Source organism: Corynebacterium imitans (genome assembly GCF_000739455.1).
GTDB classification, from domain to species: Bacteria; Actinomycetota; Actinomycetes; order Mycobacteriales; family Mycobacteriaceae; genus Corynebacterium; species Corynebacterium imitans.
This window is the reverse complement of sequence record NZ_CP009211.1, coordinates 1,145,102-1,162,769: the sequence shown is the minus strand read 5'-3', so window position 1 is coordinate 1,162,769 and position 17,668 is coordinate 1,145,102. Positions and strand designations below refer to the sequence as shown.

At 66.0% G+C, this 17,668-nt stretch carries 18 protein-coding genes; 8 read left to right on the top strand and 10 right to left on the bottom strand.

The annotated features are described in order from the left end of the window. Positions 1 to 114 precede the first annotated feature (114 nt). From CIMIT_RS05410 to CIMIT_RS05400, 3 genes are all read left to right on the top strand, one after another. Positions 115 to 1,200, top strand: a complete 1,086-nt coding sequence (locus tag CIMIT_RS05410; RefSeq protein ID WP_038590234.1) for a tyrosine-type recombinase/integrase — start codon at positions 115 to 117, stop codon at positions 1,198 to 1,200. Between the two features lie 132 nt (positions 1,201 to 1,332). Beyond that, on the top strand, positions 1,333 to 1,773 hold the full coding sequence (locus CIMIT_RS05405; RefSeq protein WP_038590230.1) for a MarR family winged helix-turn-helix transcriptional regulator: 441 nt from the start codon (positions 1,333 to 1,335) through the stop codon (positions 1,771 to 1,773). Between the two features lie 24 nt (positions 1,774 to 1,797). Continuing rightward, positions 1,798 to 2,994: an MFS transporter gene (locus tag CIMIT_RS05400; protein WP_084674273.1), complete on the top strand. Its 1,197-nt coding sequence runs from the start codon at positions 1,798 to 1,800 to the stop codon at positions 2,992 to 2,994. Between the two features lie 53 nt (positions 2,995 to 3,047). On the opposite strand, the gene CIMIT_RS05395 is transcribed toward CIMIT_RS05400, so the two are convergent. Then, the gene (locus CIMIT_RS05395) at positions 3,048 to 4,076 is read right to left on the bottom strand and encodes an HNH endonuclease signature motif containing protein (RefSeq protein WP_038590227.1); all 1,029 of its coding nucleotides are present in this window, start codon (positions 4,074 to 4,076) and stop codon (positions 3,048 to 3,050) included. 160 nt (positions 4,077 to 4,236) lie between these two features. Here CIMIT_RS05395 and CIMIT_RS05390 point away from each other — a divergent pair, with 160 nt between their 5' ends. The 4 genes from CIMIT_RS05390 (at position 4,237) to CIMIT_RS05375 (ending at position 7,463) form a co-directional block, all read left to right on the top strand. Then, on the top strand, positions 4,237 to 4,734 hold the full coding sequence (locus tag CIMIT_RS05390; RefSeq protein ID WP_038590224.1) for a hypothetical protein: 498 nt from the start codon (positions 4,237 to 4,239) through the stop codon (positions 4,732 to 4,734). A gap of 85 nt (positions 4,735 to 4,819) precedes the next feature. Then, positions 4,820 to 5,734: an ABC transporter substrate-binding protein gene (locus CIMIT_RS05385; protein WP_051904819.1), complete on the top strand. Its 915-nt coding sequence runs from the start codon at positions 4,820 to 4,822 to the stop codon at positions 5,732 to 5,734. A gap of 7 nt (positions 5,735 to 5,741) precedes the next feature. After that, complete coding sequence (locus CIMIT_RS05380; RefSeq protein WP_038590217.1) at positions 5,742 to 6,686, top strand: amino acid ABC transporter permease; 945 nt, start codon at positions 5,742 to 5,744, stop codon at positions 6,684 to 6,686. Between the two features lie 3 nt (positions 6,687 to 6,689). Then, a complete protein-coding gene (locus tag CIMIT_RS05375; RefSeq protein ID WP_038590215.1) occupies positions 6,690 to 7,463 on the top strand; it encodes an amino acid ABC transporter ATP-binding protein in 774 nt (257 codons plus the stop codon). Here CIMIT_RS05375 and CIMIT_RS05370 read toward each other — a convergent pair. Genes CIMIT_RS05370 through CIMIT_RS05340 form a run of 7 tightly spaced genes read right to left on the bottom strand, consistent with a single transcriptional unit; the run spans position 7,460 to position 14,574 of the window. Then, entirely contained in the window at positions 7,460 to 8,200 is a 741-nt protein-coding gene (locus CIMIT_RS05370; RefSeq protein WP_095066762.1) for a sulfite exporter TauE/SafE family protein, read from the bottom strand. The genes CIMIT_RS05375 and CIMIT_RS05370 overlap by 4 nt on opposite strands. Continuing rightward, complete coding sequence (coaD, locus tag CIMIT_RS05365) at positions 8,197 to 8,673, bottom strand: pantetheine-phosphate adenylyltransferase (RefSeq protein WP_038590212.1); 477 nt, start codon at positions 8,671 to 8,673, stop codon at positions 8,197 to 8,199. The genes CIMIT_RS05370 and coaD overlap by 4 nt, the downstream gene beginning before the upstream one ends. Further along, positions 8,670 to 9,254, bottom strand: coding sequence for a 16S rRNA (guanine(966)-N(2))-methyltransferase RsmD (gene rsmD, locus CIMIT_RS05360; protein WP_038590209.1), 585 nt, complete (start codon positions 9,252 to 9,254; stop codon positions 8,670 to 8,672). The genes coaD and rsmD overlap by 4 nt, the downstream gene beginning before the upstream one ends. Before the next feature lie 28 nt (positions 9,255 to 9,282). Continuing rightward, positions 9,283 to 11,385 carry an ATP-dependent DNA helicase RecG gene (locus CIMIT_RS05355; RefSeq protein ID WP_038590206.1) on the bottom strand — a complete coding sequence of 701 codons (2,103 nt, stop codon included), beginning with the start codon at positions 11,383 to 11,385 and terminating at the stop codon, positions 9,283 to 9,285. 5 nt (positions 11,386 to 11,390) lie between these two features. Further along, positions 11,391 to 12,956, bottom strand: coding sequence for a DAK2 domain-containing protein (locus CIMIT_RS05350; RefSeq protein ID WP_038590204.1), 1,566 nt, complete (start codon positions 12,954 to 12,956; stop codon positions 11,391 to 11,393). 11 nt (positions 12,957 to 12,967) lie between these two features. Next, on the bottom strand, positions 12,968 to 13,612 hold the full coding sequence (locus CIMIT_RS05345) for a uracil-DNA glycosylase (protein ID WP_038590201.1): 645 nt from the start codon (positions 13,610 to 13,612) through the stop codon (positions 12,968 to 12,970). After that, entirely contained in the window at positions 13,609 to 14,574 is a 966-nt protein-coding gene (locus CIMIT_RS05340) for a thiamine-phosphate kinase (protein ID WP_038590198.1), read from the bottom strand. Before CIMIT_RS05340 ends, CIMIT_RS05345 begins: the two co-directional genes overlap by 4 nt. A 34-nt stretch (positions 14,575 to 14,608) precedes the next feature. On the opposite strand from CIMIT_RS05340, the gene CIMIT_RS05335 reads away from it, so the two are divergent. Continuing rightward, a complete protein-coding gene (locus tag CIMIT_RS05335) occupies positions 14,609 to 15,550 on the top strand; it encodes a DUF3515 domain-containing protein (RefSeq protein WP_038590195.1) in 942 nt (313 codons plus the stop codon). Here CIMIT_RS05335 and CIMIT_RS05330 read toward each other — a convergent pair. Both CIMIT_RS05330 and CIMIT_RS05325 read right to left on the bottom strand, forming a co-directional pair. Beyond that, entirely contained in the window at positions 15,547 to 16,596 is a 1,050-nt protein-coding gene (locus tag CIMIT_RS05330) for a D-alanine--D-alanine ligase family protein (RefSeq protein WP_038590193.1), read from the bottom strand. The genes CIMIT_RS05335 and CIMIT_RS05330 overlap by 4 nt on opposite strands. A 22-nt stretch (positions 16,597 to 16,618) precedes the next feature. Further along, on the bottom strand, positions 16,619 to 17,614 hold the full coding sequence (locus CIMIT_RS05325; protein WP_038590190.1) for an NAD(P)H-dependent glycerol-3-phosphate dehydrogenase: 996 nt from the start codon (positions 17,612 to 17,614) through the stop codon (positions 16,619 to 16,621). Positions 17,615 to 17,668: the final 54 nt, after the last annotated feature.

Below are 17,668 nucleotides of genomic sequence, written 5' to 3'. Positions count from 1 at the left end.
CGCCCCGCGGAAGCCGGGGGAGGCTGCAGACCGCGGGGCGACTTATTGGGGGTGGTCCAACCGTGCCCGGGGGGTGGGCACCAATCCTGTTGAACCGAAGAGGAGCTTATCATCATGGCGTCAATCACGCCGTACAAGACGAAAAAAGGCAAACGCTGGCGCGTACAATACCGCGACCCTACTGGTAAGGTGCGGTCGAAGCGTGGCTTCACCCGTAAATCAGACGCGCAAACCTGGGCAGACAAAAACGCCGTCGCCGTCGCCGACGGTGACTGGGTGTCACACGCCGAGAAGCAACGCACCATCACCGAATACGGCGTCCTGTGGTCCAAGCGCGTCGACAAACTCGCCCCATCCACCCAGAAGGTCTACAAGCCGGCGTGGCGTCTGCACGTGGAGCCTGTCTGGGGGTCGCGTGCCGTGTCGGCTATCAGGCCGTCGCAAGTGCAGGCGTGGGTGGATGACGCCACTTTGGGTGCGGTGTCGGTGCGCCGCAACGTGGACGTGCTCGCACAGATCCTCGACCTCGCGCAGCGCGACGGCATCATCAAAACGAACCCCGCCCGCGGATTAAAGCTGCCCCGTCGGCCATTGTCGAAGCAGGTGTACCTGACGCCGGGGCAGCTGGCGGACTTGGCGGCTGAGGCGTCGCGCCCGGAGATCATATGGTTATTGGGCACGGTGGGGCTTCGGTGGGGTGAGGCCGCCGGGCTGCGGGTCAAGCACGTCAATGTGCTGCGGTCGCGGTTGACGATCGAGGAGAACGCGGTGACGGTGAAGAACGAGGTGATTGTGGGCGCGCCGAAGGACCATGAGGTGCGTGAGGTGGCGGTGCCGCGTTTTGTGATGGACATGCTGGCCGAGCGGTGCGAGGGAAAGTTACCGGAGGCGTGGCTGTGGGAGCGGCCCGGTGGTGGGCCGTTGAAGCTGCCGGGGGCGAAGTCGTGGTTTTCGGGTGCGGTGGATCGGTGCATGGCGGCGGATTCTGATTTTCCGCGGATTACTCCGCATGGGCTGCGGCATGTGGCGGCGGGGCTGATGATTTCGGCGGGGGCGAACGTGCTCGCGGTGTCGCGGCAGTTGGGGCATGCGGACCCGTCGATCACGCTGCGGGTGTACGCGGCGCTTTTCGATGATGATTTGGATGCGGTGTCGAGTGCTGTGGAGAATGTAGTCAAATTGCAGTCAAAAGGGGCCTAGTCACCGCTTCTAACCTGGTTAAATGGGGTGTTTGTGGTGAGTTCGAGTCTCACCTGGGGCACACGTCGCCCCGCTTGAACGCGGGGCTTTTTCACGCTTGAGATTTCCATAGTCTGCATATATATTCCCCCTATGGATAACAATTCCCGAACACAGCTCGCCAACGACCTCGTGTGGGCCAGCAGCCGCTTCGCGCGCACCGCGTACCAGGCCACCCCGGTCCAGCTCTCCTACGTCTCGCTGCGCGCCATGGCCGCAATCAACCGCGAACCAGGCCTGCGGGTCGGCGAACTCGCACGTCGCGAGGGTATCACGCAACCGTCAATGAGTCAGGCAATCAAAAAGCTTGTCGACGAAAACTACATCACCCGCCACCCCTCCCCCGAAGACGCACGCGCTACCGACCTCATGATCACGGACAAGGGCCGCGACATCCTCCAGCAATACCGCACCGATTCCGCCGCGCAGATCGTGCCAGTGCTCGATGCACTTGACGACGCCGACATCGCCGCCCTCAACCGCGCCGCCGAGCTCCTCCAGCACATCACCGAGGAGCTATCCACCAACCGCTAACAAACCCACAAGGAGGTCCCGCTCTTGCACGACGAAAAACGACATTCCATCCTGCACCAGCCCGTCGCCGTTTGGGCGCTCGCCTTTGCCTGCGCCGTCTCGTTCATGGGCATCGGGCTCGTCGACCCGATCCTGCCGGCGATTAGCCGGGATCTACACGCGTCGCCGACGCAGACGATGCTGCTCTTTACCAGCTACCTGCTGATTACCGCACTCGCAATGTTTTTCAGCGCATTCATTTCCTCCCGCATCGGGGTCAAGGTCACGCTCTTGATCGGGCTCGCGCTTATCGTGGTCTTCTCCTTCCTCTCCGGCGCGGCGGGCTCGGTGGACGCGATCATCGGCTTCCGTGCGGGCTGGGGCCTGGGCAACGCCCTGTTCATCTCCACCGCTCTCGCTGCCATCGTCGGCGCAGCCGCCGGCAGCGCCGGGCAGGCGATCATTCTGTATGAGGCCGCTATGGGCGTCGGCCTCGCCGTCGGCCCGCTTGCCGGCGGCCTGCTTGGCGAGATCTCCTGGCGCACCCCCTTCTACGGCACCGCCGCCCTCATGGCCATTGGGTTCATCGCCATCGCCACGCTGCTCCACTCGCGCTCACACATTCCTGAACCCGTCGAATTCACGGCGGGGCTCACCGCTCTCAAGGAACCCGCGCTGCTCACGCTTGGGCTCGTGGCCTTCTTCTACAATTTCGGCTTTTTCACCCTGCTCGCCTACTCGCCCTATCCCATCGACGCAGCAGCTACAGCGGCAGGAAAGGACTTCGGAGCCATCGAGCTAGGCTTCGTCTTCTTCGGCTGGGGGCTGACGCTCGCGATTTCTTCCGTCTTCCTCGCACCCCGTCTCGTGCAGGGCTTTGGTCTCTTCCCAGTGCTGATCATCATTTTGGGTGGCTTCGGCGTTCTGCTCGCCGGCCTAGGCTTCGCAGCAGAGCACCTCACGGCTGTCATCGTTTTGGTGATCCTCGCAGGCCTGTTCATCGGCGTCTTCAACACCGTGCTCACCGAGGCCGTCATGGGGGCCACCCCTCTGCCGCGCAACGTCGCCTCTTCCACGTACTCCGGCCTGCGCTTTCTTGGTGGAGCGATTGCGCCCGCCGTTTCCGGTCCTCTCGCGGCCTCCTTTGGCGCTGGTATGCCCTACTGGTTTGGCGCAGCCAGCCTGTGTGTCTCGCTCATGATCCTCTTCGCTGGCAAACGGAACCTCGGCCGTATTGTTTAGGGCATGCCTGTGGCGCGCCAGGTTTGCTGGCGCGCGGGCTTTTGCGTGGGGTGTTAGTCGGGTGGTTTTCGGTTATCCGCTCGGGCTTTGTGGTCGGTGCCGGTGGCGGTGACATTCCCATAGGGTGAGACGTAGGTGATCTGTCCATCCCGTCTTTCGGTGTGACCCCGGGTGCCGCGGGCGGCCTGCGAGTTGTGGTACTTACACAACCACCCAAGATTCGATGGTGTGGTCTCGCCGCCGTGTTGGTGTTCGACCATGTGGTGGGCATCGCACTCCGAAGCAGGTGCTTTACACCCCTTCCAGGTACACGTGGTGGAATCCGCCAACATGACTTCCCGGTGCTTCGGGGTGGCAAACCGGGCGTGGTAGGCGTTGACTGGCCCGTCCATCACACCGATCAAGATGATCGAGCCGAGCTCTTCGAGCTGCATGCGCACAAACTCCTCACCGGAGACGATCACCCCATTATCAAAATGCACCTGCACATCGTTGCCTTCGCCTGCGATGATGCGCAGGTAATCCCCAATATCCAGGTTTGCGGTCACGCGCACCAGGTAGTCTGCTTTCGGACACCTGCCATTCAGCCAGCCGGTGACGTCGTTCTTCGCCGCGTCGAACACGCCTTGGACTTCGACCGCGGGGCCGGTCAGGCGCAGGGTGGCGTACCCATCGCCGTGGTGGGTGACCCGTGCTTTCGGGGTGCGTGGCTCGGGCGCTTGGAGTTCGGCTTTCAGTTCTGCGGCCACACGTCGAATGCGCGCCAGGTCCCCGGCGGTGTTGCACAAGCGCTCGATGTAGTGCCAGCGCTTCGTCACGTCTTTCAGCGAGCGGGCAGAGCGGGTGATGTAGGCCAAGGTGTCTAACCGGTGGCAGTGCACGCGCGCGCCTTCTTGGGCACGCGCCTGGTACTTCGTGTGCGAGGTCGGCCCGCACAACACCGAAGCTGTGTCGCGCAGCTGCTTCGCGCGATCTGGTTGGATGCCGTGTGCCTGGATTTGGGCAAGCTCGAGTCCGGCCGCTGCGTGAACGAAGTCGTATCCGCAGCGGTCAACCAAAGCAAGTGCATCCAAATCTGTCATGCCACCGACGATAAACCACGCTCACCTGCCAAAACAAGGGAATGTGAGAATACACCCATTATCGCCCCGAAACGGAACCAACGACCCAAAACACGCGTCTAATAAGGGTTGGGCACCTATCGATAAGACAGTGGTCCAGCTTTCCGGTTAGGATGTCCGCATGCGTCAGACCACTCTTGCCGGCATCGTTGCCGCGACCCTTGTCCTGTCCGTTGTCCCATCTGCGCCGTTTGCGGGTGCGGATGAGGGGGCGTCGGAAAGCGAGGCCCCGAAGGACGCCCTTGGGTCGCTGGATTACGACGCCGAGAACGATCCCATGCACCTCGATCCGGAGAAGAACCCGGTGAAGAAGGTGTCCAGTTCTGACATGTTCCTCGATTGGACGAAGGACATGGAGGAGGGCGAAGGCAAGGAGTTCGTCCAGGCGTGGGCTAAGAATTCCTCCGTGCCGGACACCGCGAACCCGGTGGAGCTGTGGAAGCAGGAAGCGCAGGGCTCCGCGAAGATGTCGTCTGGTTTCTTCACCGGGGATTTCGCGCAGAGCTCCGCAGGCTCGAGCCAGGCTGCCTCCGCGTTGATCCCCACGCTGATCGGCATGCTCATCATTGGCCAGACCATTGAGCTGATTATGCGCGGCATCCGCATGGCCCAGCGGTAAAATCTCCTGTACGTGGCGACTTCCCAGCAGGCGGGAAAACGATTAATATACAGTGGTTAGTATATTTCAACGTTTTGGAAGTCCCATGCACGCTACATCTTCAACGCGCAGCGCAGGTGTGTTCGCCACCTGCCTCGCCGCAGCGACACTGCTCAGCGGCTGCGTGACCAACACCGAAGGCGGCAACCCCGAGGGCTGGGAACCGATCGTCCCCGACGCCGTGCCGGAAATCGCGGCACTCGTCCCGGATGAAGTCGCCGCCGACGGCACGCTATCCATCGGCGCCAACCCGCCTTTTGCGCCCTTCGAATTCAAAGACTCGGCAGGCGCGCTCGTCGGCCTGGAAATGGACCTTGGCCGCGCTGTTGCTGGCGTCATGGGCCTCGACTTCGATCCGCAGGACATGGACTTCGCCATGATCCTGCCTGCAGTGCAATCCGGCAGCCTCGACGCCGGCATGTCAGGCTTCACCGACAACCCGGAGCGCCGCGAGTCCTTTGACTTTGTCAACTTCCTCTACGCAGGCATCCAGTGGGCCCAGCAACCCGGCGCAGGAATCGACCCGTCGCACCCTTGCGGGCTGACCGTCTCTGTTCAGCGCACAACGGTCTCCGAGACTGACGATGTTCGTCCCAAGTCGGAGGCCTGCGTCGAAGCCGGCGAGGAGCCCATCACAGTACTGTCTTTCGACACGGCGGATAACGCGGCGCTCGCCGCGCTGGTCGGCCGGGCGGACGCGTACAGCGCAGACTCCCCCGTCACCGCGTGGGCCGTCGAACGTTCCGACGGCAAGCTTGAGCTTGTCGGCGACATGTTTGACGCCGCACCTTATGGCTTTGCCGTGCCGAAGGATTCCGCGCTTGGCCCCGCGATGGCACAGGCCATGCAGCACCTGATTGAGACCGGTGACTACGAGCGGATTCTTGCGCAGTGGAACGTCGACACGGGCCTTCTGGAGCAAGGGATGCTGAACGAACAACCAATAGAAGAGCTGGGGTAGGAACACAATGAGTAACAAGGTAGAAAACCGTCGCTCCCAGCCGGAGCGCATCGAGGCGAAGCCGCTGCGCCACCCGGGCCGATGGGTGCTTGCCACGATCCTGCTGCTGCTCGTGGTGTGGTTTGTCATAGGGGCAGCCCGCAACGAGGCGTATGGGTGGGACATCTACTTCCAGTACCTTTTTGATACCCGCATCGCCATTGCCGGTCTGCATACGCTGGCGATCACGCTGTTGGGCATGCTTATCGGCGTCGTCGGCGGTGTGTTGCTGGCTGTGATGCGGATGAGTCCGAACCCGGTGTTCAACGCGGTCTCGTGGGTTTTTCTGTGGATCTTCCGAGGCACCCCGATCTACGTGCAGCTGATGTTCTGGGGCCTGATCGGCGCAATCTACGACTCGATTAGCCTCGGGTTTACGCAGATTTCTCTGGAACCGTTTACCTCCTCCGCGTTCGCGCTGGCGGTGGTCGGTCTCGGTCTAAACGAGGCCGCCTACATGGCCGAGATCGTCCGCTCCGGCGTCTCCTCAGTGCCCGAAGGCCAGGTTGAGGCGTCGAAGGCGCTTGGAATGAGCTGGCGCCAAACCATGTCGCGCACGGTACTTCCGCAGGCAATGCGCATTATCATCCCGCCGACAGGCAATGAGTTCATCTCGCTGCTCAAGACTTCTTCGCTTGTGGTAGCGGTCCCCTACTCGCTCGAGCTCTACGGTCGCTCGATGGATATCGCGGCGGCGCTGTTCCAGCCGGTGCCGATGCTGCTCGTCGCCGCGACTTGGTACCTGGTGATTACCTCGCTGCTCATGATCGGTCAGCACTACTTGGAGCGCTACTTCGAGCGCGGCGCCACGCGCCAACTGACGGCACGTCAGCTGGCGAGCCTCGCGGACGCGGAGGGCACAATCCCGTCGAATGTGGAAGTCATCAACGCTCCTGAGAAGAAAGGTCGCTAAGCCATGACGGTACAAACTACGCCGATGATCCAAGCGGTGGATGTGTGGAAGTCTTTCGGGCAGCTCGATGTGTTAAAGGGCATTAACCTCGAGGTCATGCCGGGTAGCGTGACCTGCCTGATCGGGCCCTCCGGTTCCGGCAAGTCCACGTTCTTGCGCTGCGTGAATCACCTGGAGAAGGTCAACGCGGGCCGCCTCTACGTCGACGGGGACCTGATCGGGTACCGCGAGCGTGGCGGCGTGCTCTACGAGATGAGCGAAAAGGACGCCGCCAAGCAGCGCCGCGACATTGGCATGGTCTTCCAGAATTTCAACCTCTTCGGCCACCGCACGGTGCTGGAAAACATCATCGAGGCGCCGATCCATGTCAAGGGCGAGAATCCCGCGAAGGCGAAAGCCCGCGCGATGGAACTGCTCGAGATAGTCGGCCTGGCTTCCAAGGCGGAGGCCTTCCCGATCCAGCTCTCGGGCGGCCAGCAGCAGCGCGTCGCCATCGCACGCGCGGTGGCAATGGACCCGAAGCTCATGCTTTTCGACGAACCAACCTCCGCCCTCGACCCCGAACTCGTCGGCGAGGTACTTCGCGTGATGAAGGACCTGGCGGCCGGCGGCATGACCATGATGGTGGTCACCCACGAGATGGCCTTTGCGCACGAGGTGGCCGATCACGTGGCGTTTATGGCGAACGGGCAGATCATCGAGTACGGCACTCCCGCCGAGGTACTGGACAACCCCAAGGAGGAGCGCACGAAGTCGTTCCTGTCTACCCTCTTCTAGGAGACGAGCCCGCGCACAAGGGCGGTGAAGCCGCCGAAGAATGCGAGTCCGAGGGCTACCTTATGCGCCTTCGCCGCGGGGACGTGAGGTGCGAGCTTCGTACCCACGACCTGACCGACGATGAGCCCGATGGCCGCCGCAACCCAGAACGCGAGCGGGATCGACGCCAAGTTCGCCGCTCCGGTGACCTCCTTGATCAGAAAGGAGATCGCCCCGGAACAGAGGAAGATGGGCTGCAGGGTGGCCGCGTAGGTGCGCTGCGGCCAGCGCGCAGCCTGCGAGTAGACGGTGATGGCGGGCCCTGCAACCCCGGCGAGCGTGTTCATGAAGCCCCCGACCGCGCCGGAAAGCGCCGCGGGTAGTACGCCTTCGACCCGGGGCACGTAGCGTTTGCCCAGGGTGACGACGCTGAGCGCCAGGATAAGCATCACGCCCACCACGACCAAAAGCACCGAGGGCGAGACCGCGCGGATGACGAAGGCCCCCGGCACCGCCCCGAAGGCAAGACCGCCGGCGATCGGGGCCCACTTCTTCCAGTCAATGTCCGCGCGCATGGACCACGTGTTGACCACCGCGTTGAAGGTGGCGAGCACGTTGATCAGGATGATGCCCACGACGGGCCCGAGCATGATCGAAAGCGCGGGCGCAGAGATCAGGCCGAGCCCCATGCCGGAGACGCGCTGCGAGATGGCGCCGGCGGCAACCACGAGCGCGACGCCGATCGCGAGCCAGATCAACGAAACTTCACCTCCATCGCTGCGTGCACGTTCGGCGGCACCAGCCCGGTGACGTCGCCGCCGTACTTCGCCACCTCCTTGCACAGCGAGGAGGAGACGTAGCCGTACTTCTCGTCGGTCATGAGGAAGTAGGTGTCGATGCCGGACAGGCGCCGGTTCATCTGCGCCATGGGCAGCTCGTAGTCGTAGTCAAGGGATGAGCGCAGCCCCTTGACCAGGGCGGTGACGTGGTGCTCGTTGATGTAGTCCACCAGAAGGCCCGCCCAGGAGTCGACGCGCACGCCGGGGATGTCCGCGGTGACCTCGCGGATAAGCGCCATGCGCTCGTCGATGCTAAACAGCCCCGAGGTCTTCGCCGGGTTTCCGGTAACCAGCACGACGACCTCGTCGAAGCTGTGGGAGGCCCGGCGTACGATATCGAGGTGGCCGTTGGTGATCGGGTCGAAGGAGCCGGGGCAGACTGCGATCGTCATGCGTTTTCACTTTCTGTCGGAGCGGAATACACGGCCATGTCCATGCGCGCGATCCCGTAGGTGCGCTTCTTCAGCTTCTGGCCGGTTGGGGTAAAAGCGGCGGGCCAGGCGGTTTCGGGGCTTTCGCGGTGGCGCTCGACGACGACTACGGCGCCGTCGATAAGCAATGGCTCAAGCGCGGCCACCATCTCGGCGACTGCCTCATCCGCGAGCTCGTAGGGCGGGTCGGCGAGCACCATGTGGAAGTGGTTCCGGGGTGCGCGGGCGACGTAGGTGGAGGCTTTCACCGGTTCGATGTGCACGTCCGGGTGGCCGACGACTTTCGCGTTGGCCTCGATGACGGCGACCGCGCGCGGGTCGTTCTCCACGAGCACCACCTGCTGCGCGCCGCGCGAGGCCGCCTCCAGCCCGAGCGCGCCGGAGCCGGCGAAGAGGTCGAGCACGTTCGCCCCCGCAAAGCCGAAGCGGACCTGGAGGGAGGAGAACAGCCCCTCGCGGGCACGGTCGGAGGTGGGGCGGGTGCCCTCGGGCGGGACCTTGATCTTGCGGCCGCGGGCTTCGCCGGAAATGATGCGGTTCATGCCACACACTCTAACGTGCGCGGCCGGGCTAGCTCTTATCCAGGTACTCGAAGTCCTCGGCCACGAAATTGGCGGTGGCGTGGCGGGCGAACTCGATGTTGTCGGCGACGATGCTGCCAGCGTCGCGGTAGGCGCGCTCGACGAGCTCCAGGTCGTCGATCAGGTTGATCAGGCGCAGGGTGCGGTGCAGGCCGGACTGGTCGGTGCCCAGCACGTCGCCCTCGCGGCGGTTGAGCAGGTCGAGCTCGGCGAGCGCAAAGCCGTCCGTGGTCGCGGCGACCTGCTGCACGCGAGTAAAGGCGGGCGAGCCCTGCTCCGCGAGCGTGTGGAAGAGGCACCAGGACTCAAAGCCGCCGCGGCCGACGCGTCCGCGCAGCTGGTGCAGCTGGGAGATGCCGAAGTGCTCGGATTCGCGGACCATCATCACGGTGGCGTTCGGCACGTCGACGCCGACTTCGATGACCGTGGTGGAAACCAGCACGTCGATCGCGCCCGCGGCGAAGTCGGCCATCACTGCGTCCTTCTCCTCGCCCTTCATGCGGCCGTGGAGGATGGCGACCTCGCTGTCCGGGAACTCCTCGGCGGCCAGGTGGGCGGCGACCTCGTCCACGCCGCCCTCGCCTTCGATGCGCGGGCACACGACGTAGGCCTGGCGGCCCTGCGCGATTTCCTCGCGCATCTTCTCCCAGGCGCGCGCCACCCAGGCGGGTTTGAACTGCGGCACCACCGAAGAACGGATCGGCTTGCGCCCGCCGGGCAGCTCCTTGAGCGTGGAGACGCTCAAGTCGCCGAAAACGGTGATCGCGATGGTGCGCGGGATCGGGGTCGCCGTCATGACCAACAGGTGCGGAGTGGTCTCCCCCGCTTTTGCGCGCAGCTGGTCGCGCTGCTCCACGCCGAAGCGGTGCTGCTCATCGACGACCACCGCACCCAGCCGGAAGAACTCCACCGAGTCCTGGATCAGGGCGTGGGTGCCCACCACGATGTCGGCCTCGCCGGAGACGATGTGCAGCAGGGCCTCCTGCTTCTGCGCGGCCGGCATGGATCCGGTCAGTGCCACGACGCGGGTGGGCAGACCGGCGCGCATCATGAGTTCGGTCAGCGAGCGCGCGTGCTGGAGCGCGAGCACCTCCGTCGGCGCGAGCAGCGCGGCCTGCGCCCCGTTGTCCACGGCCTGCAGCATGGCCAGGGCCGCGATGACGGTTTTGCCGGAGCCAACCTCGCCCTGGAGCAGGCGGCTCATGGGCTTGACGGCGGACATGTCGGCGGAGATCTCGTTGAAGACCTGCGACTGGCCAGCGGTCAGGGCGAAAGGCAGGCGTTCGAGCAGCGTTTCCTGGTCGCGTCCCGGCACGCGCGGCAGGGCGGGCGCGCGTCGGTGGGCGACGTCCGCGCGTCGCACACCCATCGCGAGCGCGACGGAGAGTGCCTCGTCGTACTTCAGGCGATGCAGGGCGCGGGCGGGGCCGTCCGGGCCGGGCTCGTGGATCTGGCGCACCGCCGAATTCAGCGGCAGCATGCCGATGGGGGTAAAGCCGAGCGGCTCTTCGATCGGTGGCAGGTCGCGCAGCACCTTATGGACTGCGCCCATGATCGTCCAGGTGCTCACGCCCTTCTTCGCAGGATAGAGCGGGAGCCATTCACGCCCGGCGAGGATCTCTTCGAGTTCGCCGAAGTGCATGAGTTGTTTGAGGGAGCCGGTGGCTTGGGTGGGGCCGTCGAGAAGCACGAAGTCCGGGTGCTGCAGCTGCGGGGTGTTGCGGAAGAAGTTGAGCTTGCCGTTGAGCATCACGCGGCGGTCGGGTTTGAGCACGCGCTGCGCGTACGTGGAGCCGAAGAAGGTGGCGGCGACGCGCTGGTAGCCGTCGTGGACCTCGATGCGGTAGATCGGGCGGCGCGGATTCTTTGGGTTTGAGATCAGGTTGGCGCTTTCCACCCAGCCGATGATGGTGGCGGTGGTGCCCTCCTCCATCTGGCGGAGGTCGGTGCCCTTGCCGTACTGCAGGTAGCGGCGCGGGTAGTGCTGCAGCAGCTGGCCGCAAGTCTCGATGCCGAGGTGCTTGGACAGCGCACGCGCCTGTTTGAGCGGAATAACCAGGTTGAGCGGGCGCGTATCTTCAAACCCAAGCATGGCCGCTACTCTACCCCGATCTCCGCGACCGCACCGAGGCCATCGGCCGGGTAGACCACCACTTCCACGCCGAGTTTCTCCTCGAGGCAGTCAAGCGTCGCGGGGTCGACGGCCAGCGGGTCGTAGAGTACGGTGACCTGCTCGCCCCCGTGCTCGAGCAGCCGCGCACAGGCCCCGGTCAGTGCCTCCGCGGCGGTGTCGGCGATGAGCACAGTCTCGCCGTGCGCGGTGACGACGATGTCGCCCTTGCCCACGGCCCCGCCCTGGATCAGGCCGGCCTTCTCCGCGCGGTACGCCACGGCCGTGCGCATCTCGCCTGCGGCCTCCGACATCGTGAACGCAGCGGTGGCCAGCGGCTGTGCCGCGTCGTGGACGGTAAGCGCCGCGATGCCGGAGACCAGGCGCACCGTCGGCAGCAGGGTGATGGACTGCTCGAAGGCGCGCGCCGCCTTCTCCACGGCGACCAAGTTGCGGCTGTCCAGCAGCCCGTTGGGCAGCAGGATGATCTCCTGCGCGCCGGAGCGGCGGACCGCGGCGAGTACCTCGGCGACCACGTCCTCACCCGGTGCGACGGTGATCGCGCCCGCCTGCGTGTACAGCTCGGTCAGCGAGCCGGGCGGGGTCACGGCGATGATCGTGCGCCCGGGCTCGTGTGTGACCGGCTCGGCGGGCAATACCTCCAGGCGCAGGTCGCTGACCTCGCCTAAGGCGTAAGCGGCTTCGATCACGGCTCCGGCGCGCGTGGAGTGGATGTGCACGGTGCCCTCGGTCTCGTTCGCGCGCGCGGTGACCAGGCTGTCGCCGAGTTCGCCCAGCGTGGCCTCGAGCGCACCCAGGTCGCCGCGGAAGTAGAACATGACCTCCAAGTTCCCCGGCTCGCCGTGCTGGGTGTGCGCAGGTTCTGCCTCGGTGCCCGGGGGAACCGGGGTTGGGGTGTGGGTGTGCGCGGTTTCGTCGACAAGCGCCTCGAGCAAAATGACCAACCCGGTGCCACCGGCATCGACGACCCCAGCCTCGCGCAGCACCTCGAGCTGGGAGGGGGTGTTCGCGAGCGCGGTGCGCGCGGCCTCGGTGGCCACATGCGCCACCGCGTTTATCGACGGCGCGCCACCTGGCTCATCGGCCACCGCCTCAGCGGCGGCAACAGCGGCAGCGCGCAGCACCGTAATCACGGTGCCCTCCACCGGCTCCGCGATAGCGCGGTCGGCGAAGCGCACCGCGGCGGCCAGCGCGTCGGCGACGACTACCCCGCCCGCGGTCTCCTCCGCCATCGACTGCGCAATCCCGCGGATGACCTGGGAGAGCACCACACCGGAATTGCCGCGCGCCCCGCGCACCGCGCCCTGGGCGAGCGCTTCAGCGACCTGCGAAGCGCTCGCCTGCGAGTCCAGCGCCTCGGTGGCGGCAACGGCAGCGGCCATGGTGTGCGCCATGTTCGAGCCGGTGTCCGCGTCGGGGACGGGGAAGACGTTGAGCTCGTTGATCTCCACTCGGCGACGATCAAGTTCGGTTGCTGCGCGCTGCGCCCAGGAGCGCAGGCGGGCACCGTCGAAGCCGGGAGGAGTCACCATGAGCGGATATCTTACAGGCCCCAGTCCACCGGCTGCCCACCTTGGTCAACCAAGGCCTGGTTCGCGCGGGAAAACGGGCGCGAGCCGAAGAATCCGCGGCTGGCGGACAGCGGCGAGGGATGCGGCGATTCGATCCGTGGGGTGTCACCGAGGAAGCGGGCGGCGCTCTGGGCGTCGCGGCCCCACAGGATCGCGACGAGCGGTGTGCCGCGCTGGGCAAGCGCGGTGATCGCGGCCTCGGTGACCTGCTCCCAGCCCTTGCCGCGGTGCGAGGCGGGTTTGCCCGGCCGCACGGTCAGCACGCGGTTGAGCAGGAGGATGCCCTGGCGCGACCAGGAGGAGAGGTCTCCGTCGGCGCGCGGGGGCACGCCGAGGTCGTCGTTGAGCTCCTTAAAAATGTTGACCAAGCTGCGCGGCGGTTTCACCCCGGGCTGGGTGGAAAACGCCAGTCCCATGGGGTGGCCGGGCGTGGGGTACGGGTCCTGGCCGAGGATGAGGACGCGGACCTCGTCGAAGGGGTCGGCGAAGGCGCGCAGGATGTCGTTACCGCGCGGCAGGTAGGCCTGCTCTGCGCGCAAAAAATCACCCATGGCGTGGATCTGGTCCTCCACGCCGCGCAAAGACTCGCGCCAGCTTTCGTGTACCGGCAGGTTCATCCGAAACTCTCCCATCCGTAGGTGTAGGTCGGTGCTTCTCCGTCGATGCGCACGCCCGGGGCGCGGGTCACGGTGCCGATGGACCGGAAGCCCACCGGGGCCGAGCCGTCGCAGGTGCCCAGCAGCGTGTGGTCCTCTCCCCCGGCGAGCACCCACTGCCACGGGTCCACTCCCAACAGCTCGCCGGCCTGGCGCAGCAGGTCGTCGGGCGCGATCGCGAGCGCGGCGAGGTCGATGCCCACCCCGGAGCGCTTCGCCAGCCGAGAAAGATCGTGGATGAGCCCGTCGGAGTTGTCCGTCATCGCGGTCGCGCCGGCCGCACGCGCCACGACACCGCGGCCCGGGGTCAGCTGCGGTACCTGGTGGGCCCGGGCGAGGAGTTCGAGGGCTTCGGGGATGTCCACGCCGGCGTCGAGAAGCGCGAAGCCCGCGGCGGAATACCCAATGGTGCCGTGGGCGACGACGCGCTGGCCGGGGCGGGCGGCGGCCATGGTCAGCGGCTCGCGGTTGCCGCCGAGCGAACCGATGGCGGCCACGGAGATAACCAGCTGGTGCGACTGCGTCACATCCCCGCCGACGAGCTCGGTGGAGTACGCCGCGGTCGCAGCGCCCACGCCGCGCGCGAGCCCCTCGACAACGGAAAGCGGGGTTGTCGGCGGCGCGCCGATGGCCAGCAGCGCGGCGATCGGGCGCGCGCCCATGGCCTCGATGTCGGCAAAGTTCTGGATCACGGCCTTGCGCCCGACGCTTTCCGGGGTGGTCACATCTGCCCGGAAGTGGCGGCCCTCGACGAGCATGTCGGTGGCAGCCACCACGCGCGAGTTCGGGGTCGAGGGGGTGAGTACCGCGGCGTCGTCGCCGTTGATGGGCGAGGGCGAGGCGGCGACGATGGCGTCGATGACGGCCTGCTCGCCGACTTGGGCAAGCGAGGGCCCGACGGTGGGAAACCCGGTAGTGATCACGAGGGGTACGCACCTTTCGATAGACTGTGACGCCATGACTGATTCCGCGGCGAACGACTCACAGATTAACCGAAGCATTGTGTTGCTCAGCCTTGGGCTCGCGCTGGTGTTCGTCGTGGTGGTGCTTGGCGGCGCGCGCTACTTCGTCACGAAGGCGGCGCAGCAGCCAGTGGCGATGTCGGAGCTTGACTCGCCCGCCGCGGATTCGCCCGAGTGCGCCGCGCTTGTCGACGCCCTGCCGGACAAACTAGGCGGCCACCGCCGCGCCGAGCTCGCCGAACCGGCGCCGCAGGGCGCGGCGGCCTGGCAGTCCTCCTCTACAGAGCGCATCACGCTGCGCTGCGGGATCCACATGCCGGCGCAGTACACCGCGTACTCCGCACCGCTGGTCTTCGACGCAGCGGGCGCGCGGTGGCTGCGTGTCGACGACGCGACCCCGGGCTCGACCCTGTCCACCTGGTTCAGTGTCGACCGCTCACCGGCTGTGGCCGTCACCGCCGACGACGCGGCCCTCGGCCGGGCTGACAACCCCCTCGACGACCTGGATGTCTCCATGCTGTCGGCCGACGAGCAGCCTCCGGCGCCCACGCCGCTGTCGCAGCTCAAGCCCGCCGCAGGCGACGCGGAGGCCTGCGCCGCGCTTGTCGACGCCGCGCCGGAGGAAATCGCCGAAGGCTACCGCCGCGTGCAACCGGAGGGCGAGGATAGTCTCGCCTGGATCGCCGAGGGCAAGGAGCCGGTCGTGGTGCGCTGCGGGGTGGCTGAGCCGGAGAACTACGCTGCCGGCGCGCAGCTGTCTCAGGTCAACGACATCCCCTGGTTCGAGGACACCACGCTTGCCAACGGCACGACCTCCTCGACCTGGTACGCGCTCGGGCGCGTGACTGACGTGGCCGCTTCCCTGCCGCAATCCGAGGGCAACGAGGCCGTGACCAACCTGTCCAAGCTGATCGCGGAGACGCTGCCGGAGCGCTAGGCGCGCTCGAGCGCCGTGGTGACGAGAAGATCCAGCATCGCCGGGTAGTCAAGCCCGCTGGCTTGCCACACCTGCGGATACATGGAGATCGGGGTGAACCCGGGCATCGTGTTGATCTCGTTGAGCACCGGGCCTTCGTCGGTGACGAAGAAGTCGATGCGCGCCAGCGACTTGCAGTTCAGCGCCTTAAAGCACCGCAGCGCGAGCTGTTTAAGCTCGGCGATCACCGCGTCCTCGTAGGGGGTGGGAATCGTCGCGGTGACCCCGTCTTCTAAGTACTTGGTCTCGAACCCGTAAAAGCCCTCTGCGGAGTCTTCGGTGCCGTTGAGGCGGGCGGGCACGCTCGCCTCGATCCGGCCGTCCGGGTGTTCGATCACGCCGACCTCGACCTCGTCGCCGACCAGCTCGGATTCCACCAGCACCTTCGTATCGGATTCGAAGGCCAGCGCGAGCGCCTCCTCGAACGCCTCCCAGCTCTCCACCTTGGACACGCCGATCGAAGAGCCACCCGAAGCGGGCTTTACAAACACTGGAAGCCCAAGCATCCCGCGCTGCGCCTCGTCCAGCGACTCTCCCCTGCCCAGGACCACCTGCTCCGCAACTGCGACACCGGCGGCGCGCACGAGCGTCTTGGTGTACTCCTTATCCATCCCGCAGGCAGAGGCCAACACGCCCGGGCCGACATACGGCAGCCCGGCCATCTCGAGCAGGCCCTGGATGGTGCCGTCCTCGCCGAACTTGCCGTGCAGGACGGGGAAGACCACGTCGACGGTGGCGCGGACCTCGCCCGTCGCGACGTCGATAAACTGCCCGCGTCGATCCGGATTCAGCGAGAGCGCCACCTCGCGCTCGCCTGCGACCTCGGGCAGCGTCGCGCCCGCCACGGGGTCGCGGCTGCCTTCCACCCAGGCCCCGCCGCGGGTGATGCCGACCGGGTAAATCTCGTAGCGCTCGGGCGCAAGGTGCGCCATGACCGCGCCGGCCGAGATGCAGGAAATCGAGTGCTCGGTGGACTGCCCACCGTAAATAACGGCTATACGAATCACATGACGAGACTACACCAGGGGCCTACTCGGACTTCTTGCTCCGCCCCATCAGCGCCGCAATCGTCTCCGGCACCTTCACACCCTGATGGCACACCGCGTACACAGCCTGGGTCAGCGGCATGTCCACGCCGCGCTCCTGCGCGAGCTGGAAAATGCTTCTCGACGACACCACGCCCTCCGCGACCTGCCCCTTCGTCGCAGCCTTCGCTTCCTCGATCGTCGCGCCCTGACCCAGCGCGGAGCCGAAGGTGCGGTTACGCGACAGCGGCGAGGAGCAGGTGGCCACCAGGTCCCCGAGACCGGCCAGCCCAGAGAAGGTACGCGCATCGGCGCCCAACTCGGTGCCCAGGCGGGTGATCTCCGCGAGCCCGCGTGTGATCAGCGAGGCCAGGGTGTTCTCCCCCAATCCTTGGCCGGAGGCCATGCCGCAGGCGAGCGCGATGACGTTCTTGGTTGCGCCGCCGATCTCGCAGCCGACCACGTCCTCGTTGGTGTAGGGGCGCAGGTAGCTCGTCGCGCAGGCAGCTTGCACGAGCTTCGCGCGGTTCAAGTCGCTGCAGGCGATCACGGTGGCGGCGGGCTGCTCGAGCGCGACTTCCTTGGCCAGGTTCGGCCCCGACAACACGGCGATGCGGTCCTCCTCTGCCCCGGTGACCTCGGCGATGATCTGCGTCATGCGCAGGTGGGTATCGGTCTCAATGCCCTTGGAGATGGACAGTAGCGTCGAGTCAGTGCGCAGGTGGGGTGCCCACTTGGTGAGGTTCTCGCGCATCGTCTGGCTCGGCACGGCGAAAACCACAATGTCGGCGTCCAGGGCTTCAGTGGCGTCGGAGGTAGCCCGCACCGCCTTCGGCAGCGTGATGCCGGGCAGGTAGTCGGGGTTCTCCTGCGTCTCGGCGATCTCCTGCGCCAGCTCGGGGCGGCGCGCCCAGAGGTCGACGGCGTTGCCGGCGTCGGCAAAGACCTTCGCAAGCGTGGTTCCCCAAGAGCCAGCGCCGAGTACTGCCACATTGACCATCGCTGTGCATGCCTTCCTGATCTGTTTGCCACCGAACGTTGTTTCAACCTATCA

What these genes read in the sequence shown, in the direction of transcription:
- CIMIT_RS05385 (WP_051904819.1), top strand. Translation starts at nt 4,820, where the DNA reads ATGCACGCTACATCTTCAACGCGCAGCGCAGGTGTGTTCGCCACCTGC.
- CIMIT_RS05335 (WP_038590195.1), top strand. Translation starts at nt 14,609, where the DNA reads ATGACTGATTCCGCGGCGAACGACTCACAGATTAACCGAAGCATTGTG.
- CIMIT_RS05395 (WP_038590227.1), bottom strand. Translation starts at nt 4,076, where the DNA reads ATGACAGATTTGGATGCACTTGCTTTGGTTGACCGCTGCGGATACGAC.
- CIMIT_RS05380 (WP_038590217.1), top strand. Translation starts at nt 5,742, where the DNA reads ATGAGTAACAAGGTAGAAAACCGTCGCTCCCAGCCGGAGCGCATCGAG.
- CIMIT_RS05405 (WP_038590230.1), top strand. Translation starts at nt 1,333, where the DNA reads ATGGATAACAATTCCCGAACACAGCTCGCCAACGACCTCGTGTGGGCC.
- CIMIT_RS05350 (WP_038590204.1), bottom strand. Translation starts at nt 12,956, where the DNA reads ATGGTGACTCCTCCCGGCTTCGACGGTGCCCGCCTGCGCTCCTGGGCG.
- CIMIT_RS05390 (WP_038590224.1), top strand. Translation starts at nt 4,237, where the DNA reads ATGCGTCAGACCACTCTTGCCGGCATCGTTGCCGCGACCCTTGTCCTG.
- CIMIT_RS05375 (WP_038590215.1), top strand. Translation starts at nt 6,690, where the DNA reads ATGACGGTACAAACTACGCCGATGATCCAAGCGGTGGATGTGTGGAAG.
- CIMIT_RS05345 (WP_038590201.1), bottom strand. Translation starts at nt 13,612, where the DNA reads ATGAACCTGCCGGTACACGAAAGCTGGCGCGAGTCTTTGCGCGGCGTG.
- coaD (WP_038590212.1), bottom strand. Translation starts at nt 8,673, where the DNA reads ATGACGATCGCAGTCTGCCCCGGCTCCTTCGACCCGATCACCAACGGC.
- CIMIT_RS05410 (WP_038590234.1), top strand. Translation starts at nt 115, where the DNA reads ATGGCGTCAATCACGCCGTACAAGACGAAAAAAGGCAAACGCTGGCGC.
- rsmD (WP_038590209.1), bottom strand. Translation starts at nt 9,254, where the DNA reads ATGAACCGCATCATTTCCGGCGAAGCCCGCGGCCGCAAGATCAAGGTC.
- CIMIT_RS05325 (WP_038590190.1), bottom strand. Translation starts at nt 17,614, where the DNA reads ATGGTCAATGTGGCAGTACTCGGCGCTGGCTCTTGGGGAACCACGCTT.
- CIMIT_RS05355 (WP_038590206.1), bottom strand. Translation starts at nt 11,385, where the DNA reads ATGCTTGGGTTTGAAGATACGCGCCCGCTCAACCTGGTTATTCCGCTC.